The organism is Synechococcus sp. UW179A, from assembly GCF_900473965.1.
Lineage (GTDB): Bacteria > Cyanobacteriota > Cyanobacteriia > PCC-6307 > Cyanobiaceae > Synechococcus_C.
The window spans coordinates 101,020-125,035 of sequence record NZ_UCNJ01000004.1 but is presented as its reverse complement, the minus strand read 5'-3'; the positions used below and the strand labels follow the sequence as shown (position 1 = coordinate 125,035).

At 54.8% G+C, this 24,016-nt stretch carries 24 protein-coding genes; 11 read left to right on the top strand and 13 right to left on the bottom strand.

Translation table 11 applies throughout. The features are described 5' to 3' along the window. A partial coding sequence (locus tag DXY31_RS02225; protein ID WP_305791085.1) for a sigma factor-like helix-turn-helix DNA-binding protein occupies positions 1-176 on the top strand: 176 nt, incomplete at its 5' end. Between the two features lie 25 nt (positions 177-201). Here DXY31_RS02225 and DXY31_RS02220 read toward each other — a convergent pair. The 6 genes from DXY31_RS02220 to DXY31_RS02200 all read right to left on the bottom strand — a co-directional run bounded on the left by DXY31_RS02220 (position 202) and on the right by DXY31_RS02200 (position 6,614). Beyond that, positions 202-681, bottom strand: coding sequence for a hypothetical protein (locus tag DXY31_RS02220; RefSeq protein WP_114991547.1), 480 nt, complete (start codon positions 679-681; stop codon positions 202-204). A gap of 80 nt (positions 682-761) precedes the next feature. Beyond that, positions 762-2,420, bottom strand: coding sequence for an AarF/ABC1/UbiB kinase family protein (locus DXY31_RS02215; protein ID WP_114991544.1), 1,659 nt, complete (start codon positions 2,418-2,420; stop codon positions 762-764). A gap of 300 nt (positions 2,421-2,720) precedes the next feature. After that, the gene (locus DXY31_RS17820) at positions 2,721-3,110 is read right to left on the bottom strand and encodes a M10 family metallopeptidase C-terminal domain-containing protein (protein ID WP_371638987.1); all 390 of its coding nucleotides are present in this window, start codon (positions 3,108-3,110) and stop codon (positions 2,721-2,723) included. Between the two features lie 49 nt (positions 3,111-3,159). Further along, the gene (locus tag DXY31_RS02210; protein ID WP_114991541.1) at positions 3,160-3,561 is read right to left on the bottom strand and encodes a hypothetical protein; all 402 of its coding nucleotides are present in this window, start codon (positions 3,559-3,561) and stop codon (positions 3,160-3,162) included. Between the two features lie 186 nt (positions 3,562-3,747). Continuing rightward, entirely contained in the window at positions 3,748-4,218 is a 471-nt protein-coding gene (locus DXY31_RS02205) for a hypothetical protein (protein WP_114991538.1), read from the bottom strand. A gap of 266 nt (positions 4,219-4,484) precedes the next feature. Then, a complete protein-coding gene (locus DXY31_RS02200) occupies positions 4,485-6,614 on the bottom strand; it encodes a hypothetical protein (protein WP_170953501.1) in 2,130 nt (709 codons plus the stop codon). A gap of 285 nt (positions 6,615-6,899) precedes the next feature. Here DXY31_RS02200 and DXY31_RS02195 point away from each other — a divergent pair, with 285 nt between their 5' ends. Beyond that, positions 6,900-8,297 carry an aminotransferase class I/II-fold pyridoxal phosphate-dependent enzyme gene (locus DXY31_RS02195; RefSeq protein WP_114991532.1) on the top strand — a complete coding sequence of 466 codons (1,398 nt, stop codon included), beginning with the start codon at positions 6,900-6,902 and terminating at the stop codon, positions 8,295-8,297. A gap of 20 nt (positions 8,298-8,317) precedes the next feature. After that, positions 8,318-9,235 carry a phosphatidate cytidylyltransferase gene (locus tag DXY31_RS02190; protein WP_114991527.1) on the top strand — a complete coding sequence of 306 codons (918 nt, stop codon included), beginning with the start codon at positions 8,318-8,320 and terminating at the stop codon, positions 9,233-9,235. 20 nt (positions 9,236-9,255) lie between these two features. Here the strand turns inward: DXY31_RS02190 and DXY31_RS02185 are convergent, their stop codons facing one another. The 5 genes from DXY31_RS02185 to DXY31_RS02165 form a co-directional block, all read right to left on the bottom strand. Continuing rightward, a complete protein-coding gene (locus tag DXY31_RS02185; RefSeq protein WP_114991524.1) occupies positions 9,256-9,885 on the bottom strand; it encodes a DUF2993 domain-containing protein in 630 nt (209 codons plus the stop codon). 36 nt (positions 9,886-9,921) lie between these two features. After that, a complete protein-coding gene (locus DXY31_RS02180; protein ID WP_114991521.1) occupies positions 9,922-10,821 on the bottom strand; it encodes an alpha/beta fold hydrolase in 900 nt (299 codons plus the stop codon). Continuing rightward, positions 10,818-11,942, bottom strand: a complete 1,125-nt coding sequence (locus DXY31_RS02175) for an iron-containing alcohol dehydrogenase family protein (protein ID WP_114991518.1) — start codon at positions 11,940-11,942, stop codon at positions 10,818-10,820. Before DXY31_RS02175 ends, DXY31_RS02180 begins: the two co-directional genes overlap by 4 nt. A 5-nt stretch (positions 11,943-11,947) precedes the next feature. Beyond that, positions 11,948-14,536: an ATP-dependent Clp protease ATP-binding subunit gene (locus DXY31_RS02170; RefSeq protein WP_114991515.1), complete on the bottom strand. Its 2,589-nt coding sequence runs from the start codon at positions 14,534-14,536 to the stop codon at positions 11,948-11,950. A gap of 138 nt (positions 14,537-14,674) precedes the next feature. After that, positions 14,675-15,133, bottom strand: coding sequence for a GNAT family N-acetyltransferase (locus DXY31_RS02165; protein ID WP_114991511.1), 459 nt, complete (start codon positions 15,131-15,133; stop codon positions 14,675-14,677). Between the two features lie 90 nt (positions 15,134-15,223). Between DXY31_RS02165 and lysA the strand changes: the two genes are divergently transcribed. From lysA to DXY31_RS02130, 7 genes are read left to right on the top strand one after another with little or no spacing between them, the layout of a single operon-like run. Further along, positions 15,224-16,585 carry a diaminopimelate decarboxylase gene (gene lysA, locus DXY31_RS02160; RefSeq protein WP_114991508.1) on the top strand — a complete coding sequence of 454 codons (1,362 nt, stop codon included), beginning with the start codon at positions 15,224-15,226 and terminating at the stop codon, positions 16,583-16,585. Between the two features lie 27 nt (positions 16,586-16,612). Continuing rightward, positions 16,613-17,446 (top strand): diadenylate cyclase CdaA, encoded by an 834-nt coding sequence (cdaA, locus tag DXY31_RS02155; protein ID WP_170953500.1) that lies wholly within the window; start codon positions 16,613-16,615, stop codon positions 17,444-17,446. Further along, on the top strand, positions 17,443-18,240 hold the full coding sequence (locus DXY31_RS02150) for an isoprenyl transferase (protein ID WP_114991505.1): 798 nt from the start codon (positions 17,443-17,445) through the stop codon (positions 18,238-18,240). Before cdaA ends, DXY31_RS02150 begins: the two co-directional genes overlap by 4 nt. A 26-nt stretch (positions 18,241-18,266) precedes the next feature. Continuing rightward, positions 18,267-19,274, top strand: a complete 1,008-nt coding sequence (gene bioB / locus DXY31_RS02145) for a biotin synthase BioB (protein WP_114991587.1) — start codon at positions 18,267-18,269, stop codon at positions 19,272-19,274. Further along, complete coding sequence (locus tag DXY31_RS02140) at positions 19,271-20,251, top strand: rhodanese-related sulfurtransferase (RefSeq protein ID WP_114991501.1); 981 nt, start codon at positions 19,271-19,273, stop codon at positions 20,249-20,251. The genes bioB and DXY31_RS02140 overlap by 4 nt, the downstream gene beginning before the upstream one ends. Continuing rightward, on the top strand, positions 20,248-21,249 hold the full coding sequence (locus DXY31_RS02135; RefSeq protein ID WP_114991498.1) for a DUF952 domain-containing protein: 1,002 nt from the start codon (positions 20,248-20,250) through the stop codon (positions 21,247-21,249). The genes DXY31_RS02140 and DXY31_RS02135 overlap by 4 nt, the downstream gene beginning before the upstream one ends. After that, on the top strand, positions 21,249-21,743 hold the full coding sequence (locus DXY31_RS02130) for a hypothetical protein (protein WP_114991495.1): 495 nt from the start codon (positions 21,249-21,251) through the stop codon (positions 21,741-21,743). The genes DXY31_RS02135 and DXY31_RS02130 overlap by 1 nt, the downstream gene beginning before the upstream one ends. Here DXY31_RS02130 and lipA read toward each other — a convergent pair. Together lipA and recR are read right to left on the bottom strand one after the other, a co-directional pair. Continuing rightward, positions 21,728-22,732: a lipoyl synthase gene (gene lipA, locus DXY31_RS02125; RefSeq protein WP_114991492.1), complete on the bottom strand. Its 1,005-nt coding sequence runs from the start codon at positions 22,730-22,732 to the stop codon at positions 21,728-21,730. The two genes, DXY31_RS02130 and lipA, sit on opposite strands and share 16 nt — an antisense overlap. Before the next feature lie 9 nt (positions 22,733-22,741). Beyond that, a complete protein-coding gene (gene recR / locus DXY31_RS02120; RefSeq protein WP_305791084.1) occupies positions 22,742-23,311 on the bottom strand; it encodes a recombination mediator RecR in 570 nt (189 codons plus the stop codon). A 117-nt stretch (positions 23,312-23,428) separates the two neighbouring features. On the opposite strand from recR, the gene psbP reads away from it, so the two are divergent. Next, positions 23,429-23,983 (top strand): photosystem II reaction center PsbP, encoded by a 555-nt coding sequence (gene psbP, locus DXY31_RS02115; protein WP_114991485.1) that lies wholly within the window; start codon positions 23,429-23,431, stop codon positions 23,981-23,983. Positions 23,984-24,016 lie beyond the last annotated feature (33 nt).

Genomic DNA, 24,016 nt, shown 5'->3' with positions numbered 1-24,016 from the left:
TGCAGGAGCGTGTGTTGCGGATGCGCTACGGGATGGACGGCGAGGATCCGATGAGCCTTACGGCGATTGCTAAATCTCTGAAAATGAGCCGTGATCGAACCCGCAAGCTCGAACGCGAAGGCCTGGAAATGTTGCGTCGGGGTGATGTGCAGCTAGAGGCTTATGTCTTGGCATGACATAAGGGGGACAGGACAACAGCAATCAGAAGAATTCGTCGAAATTGTCGAAATCAACAGCCTTGAAGTTTCCAGCTTCAACCTGCGTCATCAATCGCTCAAGCTGAGCCCAGAGTGCGCCACCGGTGAGGATTGAGAGCACAAATGCACTCAGATAGGCCGCACCTGAAGCAAAGCCGAAAACCTGAAGTGATCCTCCGATAAACAAGGTGATGCCAATCAGTATTCCCGAGTAACTCATCACGGTTTCAGCATTCCCAAGCGGAAGCAGTGGCAACCTGTCTTTCTTCCAGCCATCAAGACGGTTCTGGACAAGCCTAGAGAAGGTGAGTCCGCAGGCCAAGCTGATCGCTAATCCAAGCCCAGCAATCGCATACGGCGGCTGCTGAAGGTTGGCGTAGTCCAGCAGGATGTCATCCATGCTGAGACCGCCGAATGCTTCTGTCAGCAGGTCGATCTGAGCCTGATCGAGCTCGATTGGAGCAGTGTCGGGCGCGATCGACATAAGTCAGTGAGAGGGTCTTTGAGAAACCATTATCGCTGTGCCAATGCGGGGGTGATGGGCCTTTGCCTGCTCTGCCTGAATCAGGCCGCTAGTGGATTCAGGCGTTGCATCACACCCTCTGCTATCTGTCGAGGGCCAAAGGTCTTTCTCATCAGTGCGGTTAGCTCCCTCAGATCTGAGATGTTCAGGCGGTCATCCTTGATCAGGGTCAGGAGGAGGCGCTGACGCAGGTCTCCCCCATCTCGACTCAGCAACAGACGCAGTCCAGCCCCTGCCACCGGCAGCAGCTCTCCACTGCTCTGACCATCTGAATAATTGCCCACAACGTGGAGAAGACTTTCAAGTCGCTCAACACGCAGACTTCCCTGCTCATCAAAGATCACGTCCATCAGTTTCTCTCGCATCTCTCTGGTATCGCCGGCGAGTAGTCGCTTGGCCACATAGGGGTAGGCCACCGCGATGATGCGGAAATCGGGGTCCAGTCTCAGCGCAAGTCCCTCCTGGCTGACCACTGCACGGATGATCAGGGCGAAGCGTGCAGGGACCCGGAAAGGGTAGTCGTACATCAATTCCGAGAATCGGTCGGTGATCGCCTTGAAGTTGAAGGAACCAACGGAATCACCAAGACTGCCTCCCAGAGCGTCTTCCAGGGCGGGAATGATCGGCGCGAGATCAGCATCGGGTGAAAGAAATCCGAGCTCCTGAAAATCTTTGGCAACCGCTTCAAAATCACGATTGATCAGGTGGACAACAGCACCTGTGAGCGTCAGTCGGTCCTGATCACTGATGGAGTCCATCATGCCGAAATCCACGTAGGCCACGTGTCCGAGATCACCGCTGCGCCCAGGGAGTGCAAAGAGGTTGCCCGGGTGGGGATCGGCATGGAAGTAACCGAACTCCAGAAGTTGCTGAAGTCCGCTGATCACACCTGTGCGGATCAGCGCCGCGGGATCAAGGCGCTGGGACTTGAGCTCCTCTGAATCGCGAAGCTTGCTGCCTTGAATCCAGCTGGTGGTCAGAACGCGTCGGCTTGAGAGCTCTTCATCAACATCGGGAATGGTGACCGCGTCATTGCCAGCGAACAATCTTGAGAAGTGCCGAGCGTTGTCTGCTTCGCAGTAGTAATCGATTTCTTCAAACAGGCTTCGGCCGAACTCATCAATGATTTCTCCGAGGCCAAAGCCCAGATTCAGTGGCAGAAAGGGCGCGGCCAGAATCCCGAGACTGCGGATCAGCACCATGTCTCGCCGCAGGATGAAGGTCAGATTCGGTCTTTGAACTTTGACCGCGACCCAGCGTTGTGAACCGACGCGGGCCTTGTAGACCTGCCCAAGACTTGCTGCTGCAACAGGAGTATCTGGGAATTCATCAAAAAGCTGAGTCACCGGAGCCCCCAGTTCTGTCTCGATCGTGTTCAGAGCGATCGCATGGTCGAAGGAAGGCAGATCGTCTTGAAGCCGTGTCAGCTCATCCAGCCAGTCGCGACGGATCAGATCCGGGCGAGTCGAAAGGGCCTGGCCAACCTTGATGAAGCAAGGACCGAGGTTTGTCAGCGTGCGCAGCAGGGTGCGAGCCAGATTGCGCTGAACGCGGGGGTCATTACTTCCGCCGCGCAGCAACAAGCTCAGCATCAGGCCCAGCAGAGCCCAGAAGATCTGGATCAGGCGCGGGATGCCGATCCATGGGCGCAACAGGAGCCATCGGACATCTCGGCCCGGGTTGTAGCGAAGCGAATCCACGCCCAGTAGTGCTAGCGGCTATGACGATCCTAAAGAATTCGCTGAGTCGCAGGTGTTTATGTGCAGATCCGACTTTATGGATCAATACGTCAGCATTAGAGATCAACATACTGCTTAGGAGAATTGTGTGCTGCGTGATGTCTCTTCGAACACATAAATATAATTCTGCCGTCTGTCTAATGTTAAGTATTGATTACACTTTTGACCATCATCTTTGAGAGATGTTCTTGACTTTATGGGTAAGGCTGAGGTGTTGATGTTTTTTTTTCAGCGTCTGCTGAGCTGATTTTGAAAAGTTTTTCAAATGATGAACATGTCAATATTTAGGCTTTTTAGGCCGGGAATCAAGATTTCAATTTTCCCGCTATCTTCAGATTCGTCAGACAATTGTAGTAGTCCAGAATTGAACTCAATTTTCGTGTCGGATTTTGAAAAGCTGATTTGGTTCTTGATGAGCATATATGGATTGCCACTTCCTTCTCCAATGGCATCGGATATATCAATCTTGCCTCCTTCTTCTTGGCTAAAGTCGGTAATTTGATCCTTGTAATTATCTTCTGAATCCTTTGGGGTTTCGAATTTAAAAATATCAGCTCCATCACCACCTGATAGGTCATCGTTGCCTAGTCCGCCAACAATTAAGTCATCATTCTCTCCGCCAGCAATTTTGTCGTCACTTGATGTACCTATCAGAGTGGAGTCTTTGTTGGTTTTAAGTACAGGGTTGGAGCAATTTTGATTATTTTATTGAAAAGCTGTGCTCTTCCTTTAGGTTAATTTCAATGATTAACCCATCCAGTATTTTACCCATTACTGTAGTGCCCCTCAAGGCCTCTTCCTCTGTAGATCCGTGTGCATAGGTTTCGCCTAAAAAAGGGTAAACACAGTTAACGGCATTCCAAATGTTACCAATGTCTGTAAGTGGAATGGTCCTGAAGACATTTGAGGGATTCCATTCTTTCGTACGTGGGCTGTAAATCTCGTCAATTTTTAAAATTGATTGAGGTGCGCTGGATGGATCTGTCCCTGGAATAATGGTTTTCCCTATAATTGTTATTGAGTTTCCATCCTCTGGTATCTCAAGGGTAAGTTGAACAGATGCGCCAGTGCTAGGTACGGAGATGATGTCCTCTGAGAGCACCTACAGTTGAGAGTCGTGCTGACCATCGAAAAAATTTTTCGTGTAATTGATATATTGACTATTGAAAAGTATTTCTGAACTATCCATTTTCTGCTCAACTAAGGACGGACTTGCCGACGAATTGACCGATTCCCAGGTATTGTCTTCAAAATAATGCAGATTCACGTCTGCGGGGAAATTATATTTTTAAAATGTTTCCAAGTCTTTCGAAAGCCAGGCTTCGGGCTTCGCCATTTGTCTAGATTCATCATCATAAATCCATGTATAGCCCGGATATAAATTGTTGTATGGCCTGGCGACAGAGCCTTTCCCTTTCCAGAGGACTGGTTGGGAAATTTGATTCATAAATGGGAGAGAATTGTTAATCTGTTTTAGATTAAAATCGATCCCATTCCAAAGGTAAAAGTAGTAGTCATTGGACGGACCTTGTCCATTTGCTAGCTTAGCAATTGCTTGCTCGGGCAGGTATAGATTGATTGACTGGGTGGCGCTGAGATCGCCGTTGTTGGCCCCATACCAAAGCCCAGGGCCTGCTGTGTAGCCAGTGGTCGCTATCCACTTCCCCGTCGGCTTCCCCTTGTTGTCTAGTTGGCGTTCTACTTGTGGCTTTTCTAGCCAGCCTTTCATTGAGACCTTATAGGTGCCGTTGGCTGACATGTGTCAAAGGAGCGTTCATATTGAGTCTATGAATCGCGGTGATTGGATTAAAAATAGTAATATTACTTGAGGGGGGTTCGCAGGCGTTCTGGCATAAGTATGCATTTTCTCTCTTAGGAGTTATTGCGAATCTGTTCCTCACGAGATCTGCTTTCTTGATTGGTTTGATTAAGGATGCCGTTGTTTAGACGAAACGTTTCTTTGTTCTTCGGCTCTGGCTTTTGCCTTCCGTGTCTCTATGATGTTGCTCTGTCGCTGCTGCCTGATCATAGGACTACAAGCGCATCTGACGCCAGTAGTTCTTTTTTGTCAACATCGAGAAAAATCACCTCAGAACCGATTGAGTTTTTCATCAACAAATCATTATTTGTTTGCGTGAATGAGAAGAAATGATCTGGATTTTCAATGCCAATCTTGTCACCGCTCTCGATTGAGAAGTCTGAAATGGATTGACCTGCTATGTCTTCAAAAAGATAGATTGATGCCCCACTTCTGTTCATAGGTTCTTCGTTTAATTTCACTTCGACGAAGATTTTTTGTGTGACCACGTCTGACTCTGAACTTGCTTCTACGCTCACAGAAAAAATCTCATTCTGATCCTTCACAGAGAAAATCTCGTTCTGATTCTCAGCATTAAACATGAATTGATCAGGTGTTTGCTTAAAGGAAAGCTCCCCTGTGACTGGATCTATTTCAAACAGCTCGCTTTCGTCTCCACCGATAATTTTCCAGGTCGCAGATTCACTGGCAATGAGTTCACCCACCTCATTGCTGAGGGCTGATGTCTGGAAAAAGATGTTTGCATCTGCATTGTAATCTCCCATCTTTATTGAGATGACTTGGTTGGTTGGAATGGTGAATTGTCCATTCTTTGGAACTTTAATTTTGGATGGTTCTGCGAACAGCTCGCTGACTGTTGAAATGACAACAGAATCGCGATCTATCTTGAAGGATTCTGCGATATCAGAGATGTTGAGAACGATTTCTTCATCATCATTTTGATCGGGCAAATGAGAAATCAGGATTTGTAGATCCTTTCCAAGTGTGCCTGACCGCATACCCGCCAACGAATAAAGACCAGTATCGTTGCTCGGATTCGAATAATATTGATCGAGATCAATCGGTTCTTTTCCGGCCATTTCTGACCAGTATGAAAACGCATATGCGCTTGGCTTGTAGACGCCATCTTTTGTGAGTAGGCCAACTCCATGTTGACCAAAATTTTCTGGACCTAGATTCGTGCCATCAGAATTAATCATGATTGGGAATCCGTCACCATCGGGTATGAAAGGCCCGTCAGCTCCACGACAGAACACAGCTTGACTTAGATGATCAGTCTCGTTTTGAAGAGCAATCCAAATCGCATTTACCTGAGCTGCTCCCAATACTGAAGAAGCGTTATCATTGTCAAATAGGGTATTCCACTCGGAAAGGATTTGTTCGGTTTCGCCAAATCCGTACTCGCTCAATAGATCATCAGTGGCATTATAGAAAGTAAGATAATCTTTCGGTTCTGAGCTGTAGAGGTGCCAGCTAAAAAAGTCAAGTTCAACATTGCGCGACGACAAATACTCAAGAAAATTTTTTGTCCACTCCAGTCCGATTGCATTTTTATAATTGGATCCTGGTGGTGTTACTTTCGGTAGACCTAGCCCAACATTGTGAAGTCCAGGCCCACCGATTTTAAGGTCGGGAAATTTTTCTTTTAGTGCCAGAGCGGTATCTGCAAAGAACTTGTAAAATTGTTCTGGAGTTCCATCCCACATATAATTGGGAAATTCTGTTGAATATTCATACTGGTCTTTGTTGGACGGATTTGGAAATCCGTTGTTTTTGATGACTGTGTTGATTCCAATAATATTGGGCTCATTCCATATTTCAACGTACCCATTTTCCAAAGGATTACTTCCCCATTTTTGCTCGTCTGTATAACGTTCTACGACTGTTGTGAAAATCTCTGAACCTTTTTCCACCATTGTTTTAGACAACGGCTTGTCTCCTGACCAGAACGGTCCATAGCCTGCGTATCCAGATGCATCCTGGATTCCAAACGCACCCCAATCCAGCATGTTTCTCCAACTCAATCCCAGTCGAATGAAGGGATCAGCGTCGATATCTAGGATTGTTTGATACGCCTTATCCGTCTGGGACCATTCATAACTCTCAGGGTCTGATGCATCAGCATGTCTTTCCGGGAAGAAATACATGACATTGAATGAACCGTTCGCATAATCCTGCGTACGAATGCTCTTGACTCCCAGTGAATGAAATTGTTTAGACAGATCAGGAAATCCGGCCGAGATGCCCTCTCCATAGGGGATTGGTCCGGAACTGACTCCTAGCAATGAGCGAATGGACTCGGGTCCGCCTTCATGAAAGCCAAGAATCTTTAGCATGCCTCTGCCTGGTCTTATCCCCCCCCCCTTTTTAGCTCCAATGGACGGAGCATTCTCCGAATTCTTCGCCGAATTACGTTTTCGCCACAACCTGAATGACATCGAGCGGCCACTCTTGATGCTTTAACCGCATTGATGACCTGTTCCTTGACTTGTTGGTTGTTTCTTTGAGCTGGTTTTACAGTGATATCTCTGTGATGGACCTCTGTCGCGGCTATCTGATCAGAAGAATGGGATTTTTAGGCCATTTTTTACGCCACTAACAGTTGTTTGTAGATTGCATTGATGTCGTCGCTTCTCAATCTGCTGCGACCGGATCGACGTCTTGCATTGCATTTGCCGGTGCATGGTCGGGGAGCAGCACTGCCACCCCGTTTCAGGCGTTTGCTGCGTCAATCACCGGGTAGCTGGGACCTCCCCGAGTTGCCGGAGATCGGAGGACCGCTCGAACGACAGGGTGCTGTGGCAACAAGCCAGGCGCGGCTGGCTGAAGCGATGGGTGTTGATCAGTGTTGGTATGGAGTCAACGGTGCCACGGGTCTTCTCCAAGCCGGTTTGCTGGCCATGGCACAACCCGGAGACGCTGTGCTGCTCCCGCGCAATGCCCATCGTTCTCTGATCTCCGCCTGTGAGCTGGGTGGCGTGATGCCGGTGTTTCTACCCGTGCCGTTTATCAGCGAACGCGGCCATGCCGGGGCGATGACTGCTGAGGGTCTGCGCCAGAGCCTGGAGCCCTGGCCTGACCCAGGTCGCCCCATTGCCGGTGCTGTCCTTGTTCATCCCACTTATCACGGCTACGCCGCTGAGATTGTTGAGCTGATCGATCTGCTTCACAGCAAGGGTTTGCCGGTGATGGTGGATGAAGCCCATGGCACCCATCTGGCTTTTGCTTCCGAGCAGGACTGCCCTATCTCCGCACTGGCCGCCGGAGCCGATCTGGTTGTGCATTCCCTGCATAAATCAGCCCCAGGACTGGCACAGACTGCAGTGGTGTGGCTTCGATCTGAACGGCTGGACCCAGAGCGGCTGCGTCGCTCGCTGGGAAGGCTTCAGACCACCAGTCCCAGTGCTCTGCTGCTGGCCTCTTGTGAGACAACCCTGGATTGGTTGTTGTCCAGCCAATGGACTTCGTGGAGTGAGGCTCGCAGAGGCGAGGCCCTCAGGCTCATCGATGATCTGCACAGACGTGGGGTGTCGATCCACTCCGGAGATGACCCCTTCCGACTGATCCTTGCCACCGGTCAGATTGGTTGGAGCGGACTCGATGCGGATGATTTCTGCATGCGTCAGGGGTTGATCGCAGAGTTGCCTGAGCCTCTCTGTCTCACCCTCTGTCTTGGCTTCGCCCGGCACCGGGGATTGGCGAAGCGACTGGCGTTTGTCTGGCAGGCTTTAGCGCGTGAGGGTGATGGTGTCCCGCTGCCTTTCATCCCGGAGCCGCCGATGCAGAGCACGTCGATTCCTGAACTCACTCCTGATCAAGCACAGCGCCATCCCCATTGCATGCGTTCATTGGCTGAGTGTGCTGATCACATTGCAGCTGAGCTGATCTGCCCTTATCCACCGGGTGTTCCTCTGCTCGTACCGGGAGAGAGAATCTCTGTAGATCGCTGCCAATGGCTCCAGTCTCAGCATCAGCGTTGGCCTGATCAGGTGCCCGGTATGGTGAAGGTTCTGGCCTGAAGGGCCCTGGGATCTGACAGGTGATTTCAGACGCCACAACCGGGAAGGCCCTAAGCAAGCGGCGAGCTGCTGATCACAAACGCCTGATCAGCGGGTTGCTGGTGGGGCTGTTCGGGTTAGTGGTCGTAGGTCTGGGTGGTTGGTGGTTCACGATCGCCCTGGGTGTGATTGTGCATTTGGGTTTGCTGGAGTTCTTCCGCATGGCCCAGTTCAAAGGCATGCGTCCAGCCACAAAAACCACACTCGTGGCTTGCCAGCTCCTGCTGATCAGCACCCAGTGGTCTGTGAACGGAGGCATCGCCTCTTCTCTCGCCGACGCGATTTTGCCTCTTTCCGGCGCTGCAATCTGTGGTTGGTTGCTGTTGCAGCCGATCACCGGCTCGATTGCGGACATCGCCGCCTCGATTTTCGGTCTGTTTTATCTGGGGTTTCTGCCCAGTCATTGGCTGCGTCTTCGCAACCTTCAGGCTGTGGACATCGCACCCCTGGTCAGGCACATTCCGTGGAACTGGGTCAGCTCCGGCCTACTGATCACCCTGATGGCCTGTCTATTGGTGGTGGCGAGTGACATCGGCTCGTATGTCATTGGTCGCCGCTTCGGTCACCACCCTCTCTCCCCGATCTCTCCCGCCAAAACCATTGAAGGTGCTTACGGCGGACTGGCTTCGGCGCTGCTGCTTGGTGCACTTGGAGGTGCACTGCTGGAGTGGCCCTACGGACCTTTCACCGGCGGTTGTTTGGGTGCTCTAGTGGCTCTCTTCGCCCTGGTGGGTGATCTCACTGAATCGATGATGAAGCGAGACGCAGGCGTCAAGGATTCCGGGGATGCCCTGCCTGGCCATGGCGGAATACTGGATCGAATCGACAGCTATCTGTTCACACCTGCAGTGGTTTTTTATGTCGTGACCCTGGTGATGCCATTAATGGCTCAGGGATGAACCCTGAAGGGATGAACTCTTCAGGGATGAACCGTGGCTTTGCCCTTGATCACCAGCTGACCGCCTTGCAAACGGGCATCCATGATCCTGATGGACGGATCCATCGGCAGACAAAATCGTCCTTCCGCATCGCAATGGTTCAGCCTGAGTGTTCCCTGATCCGCACAGACTGAAAAGCTGCGCTGCACAGGGTCTTTGCCTGTGATCACATCTGCTGTTAGCACCAAGCGATCGTTGTCGATCGCCAGTGACCTCAGTGGCGTGAGGCCCATCAGCTGTTCAGCCAGTAGATCTGCCAACCATCGCCAGCGATCGGTCGCAAGGGCTTTATTCAGATCAGTGCCTCTGAGAACCACCTCTCCTTCGACGCTGAAAGGCTCCTTGAGCTGCACCGGCTGGTTGGGTTGACCAGGACGGAACACTGTCTTCAGCGCACCGGATTGCAACTCGGCACGCATCAGGGGCAGCTGGTCAAAACTCACCCTGCGAGCTTCGAGCGAGACTCCTTTTAAGCGTCCTCTCAGGAGCTCGATGGCGGACCCCTGAAGGGCTAGGTTCAACTCCTCAACCGAGTCGCACTGGTTGCGGATCCAGCGTTGAAGACCACTGGCCAGGAGCTGGAGAACGGGGCCGGAGCTGGTCTGGGGCATGGAAGCTGAGCACCACGATGGCGGATCAGGGCCCCATCATCCGATGAGGTCTGATGGACGACTGTTGGAAAGGGTGGATTGGAACCAGTTGAGACAGCGTTCGGCAACCCGATCGGGCTGATCGATGTGGGGAAGATGGCCGCAATCCTCGAACTGTTCAATCCTGTCGTTGAGAATCAGAGCCGCTGCTTTTTTCTGTGGAGTTCTGAGGATCCGGTCATTGTCTCCCCAGATCACGTGCAGAGGTTGATCAGGAAGCGGTGTGCCGCAACCTGCAAACCCTCCACTACGGGCAAAAGCTGCAAGTGCTTCGGCCCACCCGGGGCACTGCAGATGCAGTGAGGCGATTTGCTCTTCCGCGGCACCGACGTTGGCGTCGGGATCGGCAAAGGCCTGTCGGCAAAGACCTCGACGCACTCCCGGGCGACTCAGGAACCAGGCTCCGAAGCGATCCAACACAGGGGGTACAGGCATCGGTCTTCCGGTGAGTCCTGCAGGTGCAAGCAGCATCAATGCCTCGATCCGATGGGTGTGACGTCTTGCCATTTCGACGGCAACGGACCCTCCCATGGAAGCTCCGATCACACCGCAATGAGATCCCTGCGGAATGTGTTCAAGCACTGCATCGAGATGACTCAGCACCCTTTCGGGTCCGTAGATCGCATCGAGGGGTCGCGGTGAGAATCCAAACCCAAACAGATCGGGAATGAACAGTTGAAAGTGTTGGCTCAGCAATGGGGCCAGACGGCGATATTCCAGGAAACTGCTGTCGAAGCCATGGAGCAGCAATAGAGGAGGACCTTGCCCGACAACAGCAACAGGAAACGACGCGTCAATGCTGAGTTCGGGCAGTTCCCACCATTCGAGATGTTCAGCCAGAGCCCTGGCTTTTGGATCCAGCAGCTCGCCTTTGATGGAATTCAACAGTGCTTTCAAGGCAGCACTGGGCTTGTTTCAGCGGCTCCCACAAGAGCTTCCATTAAGGCAACGGGAGTCACCTCGAAGGGGAGATGATGTAGGTCAGATCCGTCTCTACAGGCGAACTGGCAGACCTGCTGCAGTTGATTGAGGCTGGCATGACCAAGCCCCAGGTCATCGAGGCAGACCGGCAGACCTAGTTCGCGCAGCAGCGGCAACAGCTGGCGATGGGCATGCGCCGCTAAACGATTGCCGCCCAGACGCTCCTCTAAGCGCAACTGAACAAGTACTCCGAAGCCCACTTTCTCGCCATGCAGAACGGAATGGCACGCTTCCAGTTGAGTGAGGCCGTTATGAACGGCGTGAGCGGCGACCGTTCTACAGCGAGCTCCACCGAGACCCCCGATCACTCCAGCAGTGAGTCCACAGGCATCCACAACCCGCTTCCAGGCTTCGCCTCCAGGCTCTTGAATAGCCTGAAGGCTATCGATCAGCAGCTGATCCCTCAGAACTCGGGCCATTTGCACAGCCTGCTGAATGACCCCGTCCTGGCTGGACCCGCTACTCACCGAGGCTTCGTACCACTTAGCCAGCGCGTCGGCGATCCCGCTGGCAAGGGTGCGTGTCGGTGCCTTCAGCAGCAGCTCATGATCAAAAACCAGCAAATCAGGACAGCGCTTAAGACCTTGATCACGCTCAAAGGCGCCATCAGGGCTGTAGAGATTCGAGAGGGCAGTCCAGCCGGCGCAGGTTGCAGCACTGAGTGGAACCGTCACACAAGGAACCCCAAGCCTGTCCGCCAGGAGTTTCCCACTGTCGAGAACCTTGCCGCCCCCTGAGGCAATCACTCCATCACAGGACTGTCTAACGAAATCGTTCTGGAGTCTTTGAAGATCAAGCTCACAGCAATCGTGTTCGAGATTCTGCTGAAAAACTCTCAGACCAGTTTGATTGAGTTCACGACAGAGACGGGATCGAATCGTCTGCGTAGACTCGCTCCTGCCGAGCAGCAGCGGGTTGCGGAAGAGCTTCGCGATTGGCTTCTGAGCTTCAATCCAAGCTCCCGAACCACGAATGACCTGGGCGGGAGCGATGGAATGAACTGAAATAGGGGTTTTGCTGGAGTCTGTTTGGATCATCCAGGTCAGAGACCGGCGCCAGCGAGAGCAGGGGTTTCACTGGGTACAGCGTTGAGATGCTTCACCACCACCTTGCCATCTTCCACATCCACTTCGGCAGAGTCACCATCTTTGACGCGACCGGAAAGGACTTCTTCCGCAAGGCTGTCTTCAAGCAGACGCATCACAGCTCGGCGCAAGGGACGGGCGCCGTAGGCGGGGTTGTAACCCTCCTCGACGAGACGTTCCTTGAAAGCATTGGAAACAGACAGGGTGATTCCTTTTTCACCGATACGGCTGAAGACCTCGCGCAACATGATTTCTGCGATCTGTTTGACTTCTTCGCGATTCAGTTGCCTGAATACAATGATTTCATCAAGACGATTGAGAAATTCGGGACGGAAGTATTGCTTGAGCTCTTCATTGACGAGCGATTTGATGCGATTGTACTGATTCTCCTCGGCATTCTCATCCCCAGAGAATTCGAAGCCAAGTCCACCACCACCTTTCTCAATCACTTTCGAACCAATGTTCGAAGTCATGATGATCAGAGTGTTTTTGAAATCGACAGTGCGACCCTTGGAATCGGTGAGACGTCCGTCTTCAAGTAACTGCAACAAAAGATTGAAAACATCGGGATGCGCTTTTTCAATCTCGTCGAATAGAACAACGGTGTAGGGACGGCGTCTTACAGCTTCTGTGAGCTGGCCACCCTCATTGAATCCCACATAACCAGGAGGTGAACCGATCAGTTTGCTGACCGTGTGTCTCTCCATAAATTCCGACATGTCAAGACGGATCATGGCGTCTTCACTGCCGAAGAAATAAGCAGCCAGAGCTTTTGTCAGTTCTGTCTTACCTACACCCGTTGGTCCTGAGAAGATGAAGCTGGCAATTGGACGATTCGGATTCTTGAGCCCCACGCGTGCTCGGCGAATCGCTTTAGAAACTGCCTTCACAGCCTCGTCCTGACCGATCAAACGCTTGTGAAGCGTTTCTTCCATGTTGAGCAGTTTGACGGACTCACTTTCGGTGAGCTTTTGCACAGGTACACCCGTCCAGGACGCCACGATCTGGGCAATATCCTCCTCGCTAACGACCGGTGAAGTTGTTTCTGCAACTGCGCCCTGGAAGGATGATTGATCGGAACTTACAGCAGCCAATTCCGTGGAGGACTCGGCAGTTTCGGTGGGTTCTGAAGACTCGCTGGGAGTGTCCTGGCGGCTGTTCTGCAGAAGTGTGCGGATTTTTTCTCGCAGTTCAACTTCCTTGTCTCGCAGTTCGCCAGCACGGGCGAAGTCCTGCTCTCGGACAGCGTCTTCCTTCTCTTTCTGAACTTGGCGCAGCTCTTTATCGACTTCTTTGGCTTCAGGGGGGAGTTTGGAATTCAGCAGCCGTACACGGCTGCCGGCCTCATCGATTAAATCGATGGCCTTATCAGGCAGGAAGCGGTCTGAGATGTAGCGATCGCCAAGGGTTGCCGCGGCTTCCAAGGCTTCATCGGTAATGCGTAGGCGGTGATGTTGTTCGTAGCGCTCACGCAGTCCACGCAGAATTTCGATGGTGTCTTCGATCGAAGGCTCACCAACGTTGACTGGCTGGAAGCGTCGTTCCAGAGCCGCATCGCGCTCGATGTGCTTCCGGTACTCATCAAGAGTTGTGGCACCGATGCATTGCAGCTCGCCTCTGGCAAGGGCTGGTTTGAGGATGTTGGCAGCATCGATGGCACCCTCAGCAGCGCCTGCGCCAATCAGTGTGTGAACTTCGTCGATCACGAGGATCACATTGCCTGCGCCCTTGATTTCCTCCATGATTTTTTTGAGGCGCTCTTCGAATTCACCTCGATATTTGGTACCGGCAACCAAAAGACCAATATCGAGAGTGAGAACACGCTTGTCTTCAAGGATGTCGGGGATGTCACCCTGTTGGATCCGCTGAGCCAGGCCCTCAGCAATGGCTGTTTTGCCGACACCAGGCTCACCAATCAGCACAGGATTGTTTTTGGTGCGGCGACCAAGGATCTGAATCACACGATCAATTTCGTTATGACGTCCCACCACCGGATCGAGCTTGGCTTCGCTGGCCAGCTGTGTGAGGTTACTTCCGAATTCGTCGAGAGTGGGAGTTTTGGTGGATCCTTTGGCACCAGAACCACTACCGCCTCCAGCACCAACTTCAGCGGTTTCACCAAGCATCCGAATCACTTGAGTGCGGACCTTGGCGAGATCAACCCCGAGATTTTCAAGGACACGAGCTGCAACACCTTCTCCTTCACGGATCAGGCCCAAGAGCAGATGCTCCGTACCGATGTAATTGTGCCCCAGTTGACGAGCCTCCTCAAGAGACAGCTCGAGAACTCGCTTGGCTCTAGGTGTGAACGGAATCTCTACGGCGACAAAACCTGAGCCACGTCCGATGATTTTTTCAACTTCAACACGGGCGTCCTTGAGATTCACACCCATGGACTTCAGCACTTTGGCTGCAACCCCAGTTCCCTCACCGATCAGTCCGAGCAGGATTTGCTCAGTGCCCACGAAGTTGTGACCAAGTCGTCTTGCCTCCTCCTGGGCAAGCATGATCACCTTGATGGCCTTCTCGGTAAACCTCTCGAACATTGCTCAGGCCGACAGCTGTTCAGCCCAACCTATCAGGGTTGAACGGGTGGTTGTGGATCGATGATCCAAAGGCACATCCCAGTGTTGTTGGGGGTTGGTTGCCTCAGAAAGTATTAATCAATGCCGAAATGTGTTCCTTTATTCAGTTTGATCAGTGCGGAAATCCCTACCACTTCCGATTGATCTGGATTGAAGCAGGGCATCGTCGCCGTTTGCGTAGTAACCGGTTCTGCGACCTGTTGTTGAGAAACCGCTGTGGGCGTAAAAAGCCAGACCCACGGCATTTGTTGAGGCCACTTCAAGGGTGGCTGACACTGCTCCAAGAGATGCAGCGCGATCCATGATTGCCTGCAGCACCCTGGCGCCGAAGCCGCAGCGTTGATGCATCGGGTCTACCGCCACAGCCGTGATTTGAAGTTCGTCAATGACCAGCCATGCAGAGGCCAGGGCGATCAGGCTTCGATCCTCGGTGTCGATGCCCATCACCAGTCTGTTGTTGTCTGAAAGCTCTCTCTCCCACTGCTGTTTCGTCCAGAGCCCCTTCAAGGCAATGCGATCAAGCCTTAGACAGGCACCCAGGTCGTCAGGACCCAGCATTCGTGCGTTGACGGCCACTTCACCAACCAAAACAGCACTGCCTGGGCGACGCGCCTTCTTACATTGCCTGTGCGACCGACCCGACGCTCCATGCCACAGCCCTATGAATCAGGGTGTGACCTGAACAGCCCGAATCGCAATCTTGCACCGATCACCGCAGTCCTTGACGATCAGGGCCGCTTAGCGGTCGGAGGCTGTGTTCTGAGCGAGCTGGCCAAGCGCTATGGCACTCCTTTGTATGTTCTGGACGAAGCCAGCATTCGTAAGGCCTGCCAGGCCTATCGCGATGCGCTAAAGCGTCACTACCCCGGCCCTTCATTGGCGATTTACGCGTCGAAGGCCAACAGTTCATTGGCTCTGACGGCCTTGGTGGCTTCAGAGGGTTTGGGGCTTGATGCGGTCTCTGCGGGAGAATTAATGACCGCACTCGATGGCGGCATGCCTGCCGAACGGATGGTGCTTCACGGCAACAACAAATCGGTTGAAGAGCTGGTGTTGGCTTATGGCCATGACGTGATGGTGGTGGCAGATAACCAGCACGATCTGGATTGTCTTGAGAGGATTGTTCCTGATGGCGGGCAGCCTGTTCGGCTGATGCTTCGCTTCACGCCAGGCATTGAGTGCCATACCCACGAGTACATACGCACCGGGCATCTCGATAGCAAATTCGGCTTTGATCCTGATCAGCTTGAGCCCGTGCTTCGCAGGCTCCAGGGCTGTTCCTGGGCGAGAGTTGAAGGCCTCCATGCCCATATCGGCTCACAGATATTTGAGCTTGAGCCCCATCGCGACCTGGCCGCTGTCATGGCCGATGCCCTGCGTCTGGCTCTTGAACTCGGCCACCCCGTTCGGGATCTGAATGTTGGAGGAGGCCTGGGAATCCGCTATGTGGAAAGCGACGATCCCCCATCGATCGATGCGTGGGTGAAAGTCGTGGCAGAAGCCGTCGTGGCGGCCTGCAGAGAGCGTGATATTGCGTTGCCGCGTTTGCTCTGCGAGCCAGGACGCTCGCTGGTGGCGCCCTCAGGGGTGACCGTCTACACCGTTGGCTCTCGCAAGGTGGTTCCTGGGATCCGCACCTACCTCTCTGTTGATGGAGGCATGAGCGACAACCCCAGGCCGATCACGTATCAATCCCTCTACACCACATGTTTGGCGGACCGCCCATTGGCAAGTGCAGAAGAGACCGTGACTCTTGCTGGTAAGCACTGTGAGTCGGGAGATGTGCTGCTCAAGGATCTTGCCTTCCCTACCTGCAGCAGCGGGGAGATCCTGGCGGTCTTCGCCACCGGGGCCTACAACGCTTCGATGAGTTCCAACTACAACCGCATTCCAAGACCAGCCGCAGTGCTTGTCAATTCAGGAGAAGCTGAGCTGGTTCAGCGCCGCGAACAACCTGAAGACCTGCTGCGTTACGACCTGATGCCTGAACGGTTGCGCTCTGTAAACTGAGGACACCAAAAGGCGAAGGCGAAGGTGTTGGAGGTGTTGCAACTGCGCCTTCTACTTGATGTTCTCTGCGCTTCTCTCCTCGGCTTTCTGCTCTTCACCAGAGTCAATGAGCAGCGAACGCTATGGCTGTTGCGTGGCTACCTCTTCCTTGTGGCGCTGGCCTGGTTTGTCAAGCGTTTTTTCAATCTGCCACTGACCTCAACGCTCATTGATGCGTTGGTTCTTGCCTGCTCTCTGTCACTAGCCATTCTCTGGCAGGGAGAGTTGCGACGGTTGATGGAACTTCTCGGTACGGGCCGTCTTGCTGTGTTGCTGGGGAATCCCCAGAGCAAAATGAGGGCGACTGCCAGCACCGTTGCACAACTCACCGACGCAGCAGGGCGTCTGTCTAAGAGTCGTCGTGGGGCCTTGATCGTTGTCGATCTCGGCAGTGATCTGAGACCGGAGGATTTTCTCAACCCTGGCGTCACCATTGATGCCCAGCTGAGCAGCGAATTGCTGCTGAATCTGTTTGCTTCCGATACGCCTCTTCACGATGGTGCCGTTGTGATCAAGGGCAGCCGCATCATCTCTGCAGGAGTGATCCTGCCGTTGTCACGTCAGGGCATCAGTCGCTATGGCACACGTCATCTGGCGGCTCTGGGTATTACTGAACGGTTTGATCGCTGCATCTGCGTGGTGATTTCCGAGGAGACCGGTACCTTGTCTCTGGCCAACCAGGGACGTCTAGAACGCCCGATCACCAGTTCACGCTTGCAGGATTTGCTCACCGAGTTGATTGCCGCGTCTGTGTCGACCGCGCCGGTGAAATCACCATCTCCGCGTAGCGTGAGTTCAGGCACCCAGGATTCACTGCCTTGAGCCGACGACTGGCCGTCAGTACTGATCAAGCGGCACCGCGGTGCTGTCCCGAGGGGCTGGATCCACGCAGGATGCCCGGTCATATCGCTGTGATCATGGACGGCAACGGACGCTGGGCCAAAGCTCGCGGTCTGCCACGGGTCATGGGTCATAGGGCCGGTGTTGAGGCGCTCAAATCCACTCTTCGGCATTGCAGTGACTGGGGTGTCGAAGCACTCACCGCCTATGCCTTCTCCACGGAGAACTGGTCTCGGCCAGGCGATGAGGTCAATTTTTTGATGACTTTGTTTGAAAGCGTCCTGCAGAGAGAGCTGCAGGCGCTCGAGCAGGAACAGGTGCGAATTCGCTTTCTTGGAGACCTGGATGAATTGCCGATCAAGCTGCAGTCACTGATTGCGGAAGCCACGCATCGGACCTCTGGGAACAGTGGCATTCACTTCAATGTCTGCACGAATTACGGCGGTCGTCGTGAGTTGGTGCGCGCTAGCCAGCGCCTGGCGGAACGTGTAGCTCGTGGAGATTTGCAGCCCTCGCAGATCGATGAAAATGCGCTTGCAGCTGAGCTGTTTACGGCAGGGGAGCGTGATCCGGATCTGTTGATCAGGACCAGCGGCGAGCGGCGGATCAGTAATTTCCTCCTCTGGCAGCTGGCTTATGCCGAGATTCATGTCACCGATCTTTTTTGGCCGGATTTCGATGCTGAGGCCCTTGAGCTCGCTCTGCAGGATTACCAGGGCCGTCAGCGACGTTTTGGTGGACTTCACTCCATCGAGCCCCACTCTCTGGGATCCTGAGAGCAGCAGCAATGGTGGCTGGTTCAATGACGGACACGGTGGACCTACGCCACGACTGGAGTCTTGAGGAGATTCAAGATCTTCTTGACCTGCCTCTGATGGATCTGCTCTGGCGCGCCCAAAGCGTGCATCGGGCTGCCAATCCTGGTTACCGGGTTCAGCTGGCGTCCCTGCTCAGTGTCAAGACCGGTGGCTGCGAGGAGGATTGCGCCTACTGCTCTCAGTCGATGTATCACAGCAGTGATGTTGCTGGGCAGGCTGATTTGGAGGTGAAGGCCGTCCTTGACAGGGCTCGTGCGGCTGCCGATGCCGGTGCGGATCGCTTCTGTATGGGCTGGGCTTGGAGGGAGATCCGGGAAGGACCTGCCTTTGAGTCGATGTTGAAAATGGTTCGAGGCGTTCGTGAGCTTGGGCTGGAAGCCTGCGTGACTGCAGGAATGCTGACCGATACGCAGGCGGAGCGTCTGGCCGAGGCCGGACTCACGGCTTACAACCACAACCTCGATACCAGTCCGGAGCACTACGACAGAATCATCACGACCCGCACCTATGAGGAAAGGCTGGAGACCCTGCAACGCGTCCGTCGTGCCGGGGTCACGCTCTGCTGCGGCGGAATCATCGGCATGGGTGAAACTCTTCGCGACCGTGCCTCGATGCTGCGGGTCCTGGCCTGCATCGACCCCCATCCGGAAAGTGTCCCGATCAATGGTTTGGTGGCTGTTGAGGGAACACCGCTGGAAGGCCTGCCCACCGTTGATCCGCTTGAGTTGGTGCGGATGGTGGCCGTTGCCAGAATTCTGATGCCGTTCAGCCGCGTGCGTTTGAGTGCCGGTCGGGAAGAACTCAATCGGGAAGCTCAGATCCTTTGCCTTCAGGCAGGTGCCGATTCGATTTTCTACGGCGATACCTTGCTCACAACGGGGAATCCTGCTGTGGATTCCGACCGGGCCCTGCTTGAAGCCGCAGGTGTCCAGGCCAGCTGGCATGAACACCCGCTCGAGAACCAGCCTGAGCGGGAGATAGCTGCGGCATGACGGCTGCGCAGCCCGAAAGCCCATCGTTTTTAGTGGCCGCGTTTTACGCCTTCACGTCATTAGGGCCCGCTGAGCTGGAGTCGTTGCTGACAGATCTGCCGGAGCTGGCCTCTTGTGAACAGGTTGTGGGTTCGGTGTTGCTGGCACCGGAAGGGGTGAATGGCACGATCAGTGGTCCCGACCAAGGCGTGAGCATGATTCTGGAGTGCTTGCGCGCCAGGATCACGCTGGGGAATGCCCATTTCGAGTGCCTGCAGGTGAAGCGGAGCCGCTGCAGTCGGCCCGCTTTCCGGCGTTTCAAGGCCCGTCGCAAGCGCGAGATCGTAAGCCTGGGGCAGCCTTGTGCTGATCCTCGCCGCAATGTGGGTACCTATGTGGACCCTCACCACTGGAATGAGCTGGTGGATGACCCAGACACGCTGGTCATCGACACCCGCAATGCCTATGAGGTGGCCGTAGGCAGTTTTGTGGGTTCTCTGGATCCAGCAACTGACAGTTTCCGGGATTTTCCTGACTGGGTGGAACAGCATCTCCGCCCTCTGGTTGAGCGCACGTCTCCGGCGCGCATCGCCATGTTCTGCACCGGTGGAATTCGTTGTGAGAAGGCCAGCAGCTTTCTTCAACAGCGGGGATTCCCCGAGGTTCATCATCTTCGGGGCGGCATTCTCAACTACCTGGAGCAGGTGCCCGAAGACCAAAGCCGCTGGAAGGGTGAGTGTTTCGTGTTTGATCAGCGAGTCGCTCTCAACCATCAGCTCGAGCCTGGCCAGCACAGCATGTGCCATGCCTGCGGTCTGCCACTGACGCCTGAGCAGCGGCAACTGGAGAGTTACATCCCCGGCGTGCAGTGTCTGCAGTGCAGGGATCGTTTCACAGATGCCGACAGGGCACGCTTCGCGATGCGGCAGAGCCAGCTCAGACAAGGAGTCCTCTCGCAATCCTCAGGCTGGCAATCAAGGCCCAACACTCAAGGATGAGCACACTGCCTGTTCTCTACAGCTTTCGTCGCTGTCCCTATGCGATGCGCGCACGCTGGGCCTTGTTGCAGGCAGGTCAGCTTGTCCAATGGAGGGAAATTGAACTCAAGGACAAACCAGCGCCGATGCTCGAGGTATCCCCGAAAGGAACGGTGCCGGTTTTGGTTCTCGCTGACGGCACGGTGATCGATGAAAGCCTTGCGGTGATGCACTGGGCACTCAACCAGGCCGATCCGCGCGATCTCCGCCGGCAGGGTTCTGGCAAAACGCAGGACTGCATCCGGCAGCTGATTGAGCTCAACGACACGACCTTTAAACATCATCTCGATCGTTTCAAATACAGCGATCGCTATCCGGGGCAGTCCAAACAGGAGCATCAGCAGCAGGGGTTAGATGTGTTGCGGGGGTGGGCTAAGCGGATTAATGACTGTGGTGGCTGGCTTGTGGATGCCAGCTGTTCACTCGCTGATGTCGCACTGTGGCCGTTTGTGCGTCAGTGGCGAATCGCTGATCCTGAGGGATTTGATGCTGATCAATCCCTGGAGCCGCTGCGTGGGTGGTTGATGCGCTTTTTACAGGATCCTGATTTTGAGCGCCTCATGCAGAGGGCTGACCCATGGCATCCCGGTGGTCTTCAGCCCCTGTTCCCTGCTGATGCTGTCGATGTTCCAGCTGACCAACCCTTGTTCCATCTGGCGCTGGCTGAGGACTGGAAAGCCGCAAGCCAGTCGGGTCACTACGACATGTCGACCCGAGGACTGCGACTTGATCAGGTGGGATTCATTCATCTGTCTTGGCGTGAACAGGTGGTGAGCACCTTTGAGCGTTTCTATGCGGATGCTGAATCGGTGATCCTGCTCACGATTGATGCGGCAAGGCTGACCTCTCCTCTGCGCGCCGATGCGATTCCGAGCGGAGAGTTGTTTCCACACCTTTATGGAGCATTGCCCATCGAGGCTGTGATCGATTCGGGGCCTTACCTCGCTTCGGAGTGGTGATGCTGGATCAACTGGAAATGGAGGCCCGTCAACGGGGCCTGCTTCTGAGGCTTCAAGTTGGCCGTCCTTTGGGACTATGGAGTCTGAGGCTTGTAGTGGCTCGTTCGCAGTCGGAACGTTTGCAGCTTCTTGGCGAGATGAAAGCCTGGGCTTACAGCGCCCCCCGTGGATTACAGCTGGACACGATGCGCGTGCTGCCGGCCGCCCCTGCGGGATGCGGTGATCTCATCTGGGCGGCCACGATGGCCTGGGCGATGGAGGCCACCCCTTGCCGTCAGGCGAGACTGCTCGCCATTCGTGATGACGAAAGCCAGCATCAACGTTTAGTGCGTTATTTCAGGGGGCGCGGATTTGAATCCGTGCGCGAAGTGCAGGCCGCCCTCTGGGACCTGCCGATGCGCATGGTCTGGGGAGGCGCTGGTGCACTGATGCTTGGTGACTGCGTTCAGGTGCGGGACAGGGCTCTGACGCGTTGGCGTCAGTCCGCGGCGTGATAGCTGCTGCGCACCAGGGGGCCACTTCTCACTACGGCGAATCCCAGTTCGCGAGCAACGTCTCCTAGATCCTCGAATTCATCGGGATGCCAGTAGCGGGCTACGGGAATGTGGGCCAGCGAAGGGCGTAGGTACTGCCCGATGGTGAGCCGCTGGCAGTCAACGGCTCGCAGATCGCGCATGGTTTCGATCACTTCATCCCTGCTTTCTCCGAGCCCCAGCATCAGTCCGCTTTTGGTGGGAATCGCCGGTGCCAGCGTCCTTGCGGCGGCCAATAACCCCAGCGATCTCTCGTACGTGGCTCCTCTCCGCACCTCCCTCTGTAGTCGTTTGACGGTTTCGAGGTTGTGGTTGAAACACACCGGCGCCGCATTCAACACTGTCGCCAATCGCTCGCGTTGAGCACTGACGGCTTTCTGGGAGTCTGAGTGCCCTCCCCAGAAATCCGGGGTCAATACCTCAATGGCGATCAGGGGATTCCTGGCCCTGATCGCTCCCATGGCAGAGGTGAACAGGCAGGCCCCATGGTCGTCGAGGTCATCGCGTGCAACGGCAGTCAGGACGACGTATCGCAGTCCCATCGCCTCAACGGCATCGGCAACCTTCTCCGCTTCGAGCGGGTTGACGGCCTGAGCACGACCTTTCTCCACCTGGCAGAACGCGCAGCTGCGCGTGCAGATTGATCCACCAAGCAGGAACGTGGCGGTGCCGGCGGCATAACACTCACCCCTGTTGGGGCAGCGTCCTTCTTCGCAGATGGTGTGCAGGGCATTGGACTTCACCAGCCCCTGAACCCGTTCGATAGCGGAGGCTTCTCCCAGGGGGCGACGCAGCCACTCGGGCAACCGCTCATGGGGCTGGATGGATGAAAAACGGCTGGTCTTGCGCACGCCTGCAAACGTGTCTGCTTCCAGAGTGGCTCTATTTCCACGAAGGGAGAACCTGATGGCCGACTCCACACCCGTGATCGATCGCCTCGCCGCAGTCATCAGCCTGGATCAGTCCACGTCGCGTCGTCCCTCGAGTGCACGGCTGAGAGTCACATCGTCGGCATACTCAAGTTCACTGCCTACTGGGAGTCCGTAGGCAATCCGGCTGACCCGGGTGAACGGCTTAAGCAACCTGGCCACGTAGAGGCTTGTGGTGTCGCCTTCCACGCTGGGGGTGAGAGCCAGAATCACTTCCTCGACGTTATCGGCGGCCACCCGCTTCACCAGGCTGCTGATCTGCAGCAGATCAGGACCGATGCCATCCATGGGAGAGATCAGACCTCCCAGAACGTGATAGCGGCCGTTGAACTCTCGGGTCCTTTCCAGAGCGAGCAGATCACGTGAATCAGCAACCACGCAAATCTGGCCGTTGGAACGCTCCTGATTGCGGCAGATCTCACATACAGGATCGGCGCTGAGGTGAAAGCAGGTTTGGCATTGCCCAACCTGGGTCCGTGCCGCCAGCAAGGCATCCGCGAAACTGCGGATCTGCTCTTCCGGTTGCCTGAGCAGATGCAGGGCCAGTCGCTGTGCAGTACGGGGACCAATCCCCGGCAGTCGCTCGAACTGGTCGATCAGCCGAGCTAGGGGTCGGGTGAATCCGCTCAGAACATCGAGGCAAGTGGCGAAAATCTAAGCAGGGGATGAAGCGGGCAGAATGGCGCGCATTCGGTCAACTTCAATCCAGCTTTCTCAATGCGCTCATTGCTGCGTCAACCGCTCCGGTCACTGCTCGTTCTGCTCTGTGTGCTGATGCTCAGCGCCTGCGGCGGTGCCAGCGCCGGCCTCAACTCCTTCAAGAGTCCCGACGGTCGCTATGCCTTCCTTTATCCAACCGGCTGGACTCGGGTCGCTGTGACCGGCGGGCCTGCTGTGGTGTTTCATGACCTGATCCACAGTGATGAAACGGTGAGCCTGGTCGTCTCGGATGTTGACCCCGATGACGATCTTGTGAGTCTCGGGAGCGCCGTGGCCGTCGGCGAGCGATTGCGGCGAGAGGTGATCGCTCCTGACGGCAGTGGTCGGAATGCCGAGCTGATCGCAGCAAGTGAGCGTGATTCCGATGGTCATGTCTTCTATGACCTGGAATATGTCGTGCATCTGGAGGACCGCGATCGCCATGAGCTGGCCACAGTGGTGGTCGATCGCAGTCGCCTCTACACCCTGGCGACCAGCACCAATGAAGATCGCTGGTCGAAGGTTCAGGGACTGTTCTCTTCAGTGATCAGTTCGTTCACACTGTTGATCTAAGACTTCGGACGTTGATCTGAACTGTCCTCTCAG

What these genes read in the sequence shown, in the direction of transcription:
- DXY31_RS02220 (WP_114991547.1), bottom strand. Translation starts at nt 681, where the DNA reads ATGTCGATCGCGCCCGACACTGCTCCAATCGAGCTCGATCAGGCTCAG.
- DXY31_RS02205 (WP_114991538.1), bottom strand. Translation starts at nt 4,218, where the DNA reads ATGTCAGCCAACGGCACCTATAAGGTCTCAATGAAAGGCTGGCTAGAA.
- DXY31_RS02200 (WP_170953501.1), bottom strand. Translation starts at nt 6,614, where the DNA reads ATGCTAAAGATTCTTGGCTTTCATGAAGGCGGACCCGAGTCCATTCGC.
- DXY31_RS02195 (WP_114991532.1), top strand. Translation starts at nt 6,900, where the DNA reads ATGTCGTCGCTTCTCAATCTGCTGCGACCGGATCGACGTCTTGCATTG.
- DXY31_RS02185 (WP_114991524.1), bottom strand. Translation starts at nt 9,885, where the DNA reads ATGCCCCAGACCAGCTCCGGCCCCGTTCTCCAGCTCCTGGCCAGTGGT.
- DXY31_RS02175 (WP_114991518.1), bottom strand. Translation starts at nt 11,942, where the DNA reads ATGATCCAAACAGACTCCAGCAAAACCCCTATTTCAGTTCATTCCATC.
- DXY31_RS02170 (WP_114991515.1), bottom strand. Translation starts at nt 14,536, where the DNA reads ATGTTCGAGAGGTTTACCGAGAAGGCCATCAAGGTGATCATGCTTGCC.
- DXY31_RS02165 (WP_114991511.1), bottom strand. Translation starts at nt 15,133, where the DNA reads ATGCTGGGTCCTGACGACCTGGGTGCCTGTCTAAGGCTTGATCGCATT.
- lysA (WP_114991508.1), top strand. Translation starts at nt 15,224, where the DNA reads ATGCCACAGCCCTATGAATCAGGGTGTGACCTGAACAGCCCGAATCGC.
- bioB (WP_114991587.1), top strand. Translation starts at nt 18,267, where the DNA reads ATGACGGACACGGTGGACCTACGCCACGACTGGAGTCTTGAGGAGATT.
- DXY31_RS02140 (WP_114991501.1), top strand. Translation starts at nt 19,271, where the DNA reads ATGACGGCTGCGCAGCCCGAAAGCCCATCGTTTTTAGTGGCCGCGTTT.
- DXY31_RS02135 (WP_114991498.1), top strand. Translation starts at nt 20,248, where the DNA reads ATGAGCACACTGCCTGTTCTCTACAGCTTTCGTCGCTGTCCCTATGCG.
- DXY31_RS02130 (WP_114991495.1), top strand. Translation starts at nt 21,249, where the DNA reads ATGCTGGATCAACTGGAAATGGAGGCCCGTCAACGGGGCCTGCTTCTG.
- lipA (WP_114991492.1), bottom strand. Translation starts at nt 22,732, where the DNA reads ATGACTGCGGCGAGGCGATCGATCACGGGTGTGGAGTCGGCCATCAGG.
- psbP (WP_114991485.1), top strand. Translation starts at nt 23,429, where the DNA reads ATGCGCTCATTGCTGCGTCAACCGCTCCGGTCACTGCTCGTTCTGCTC.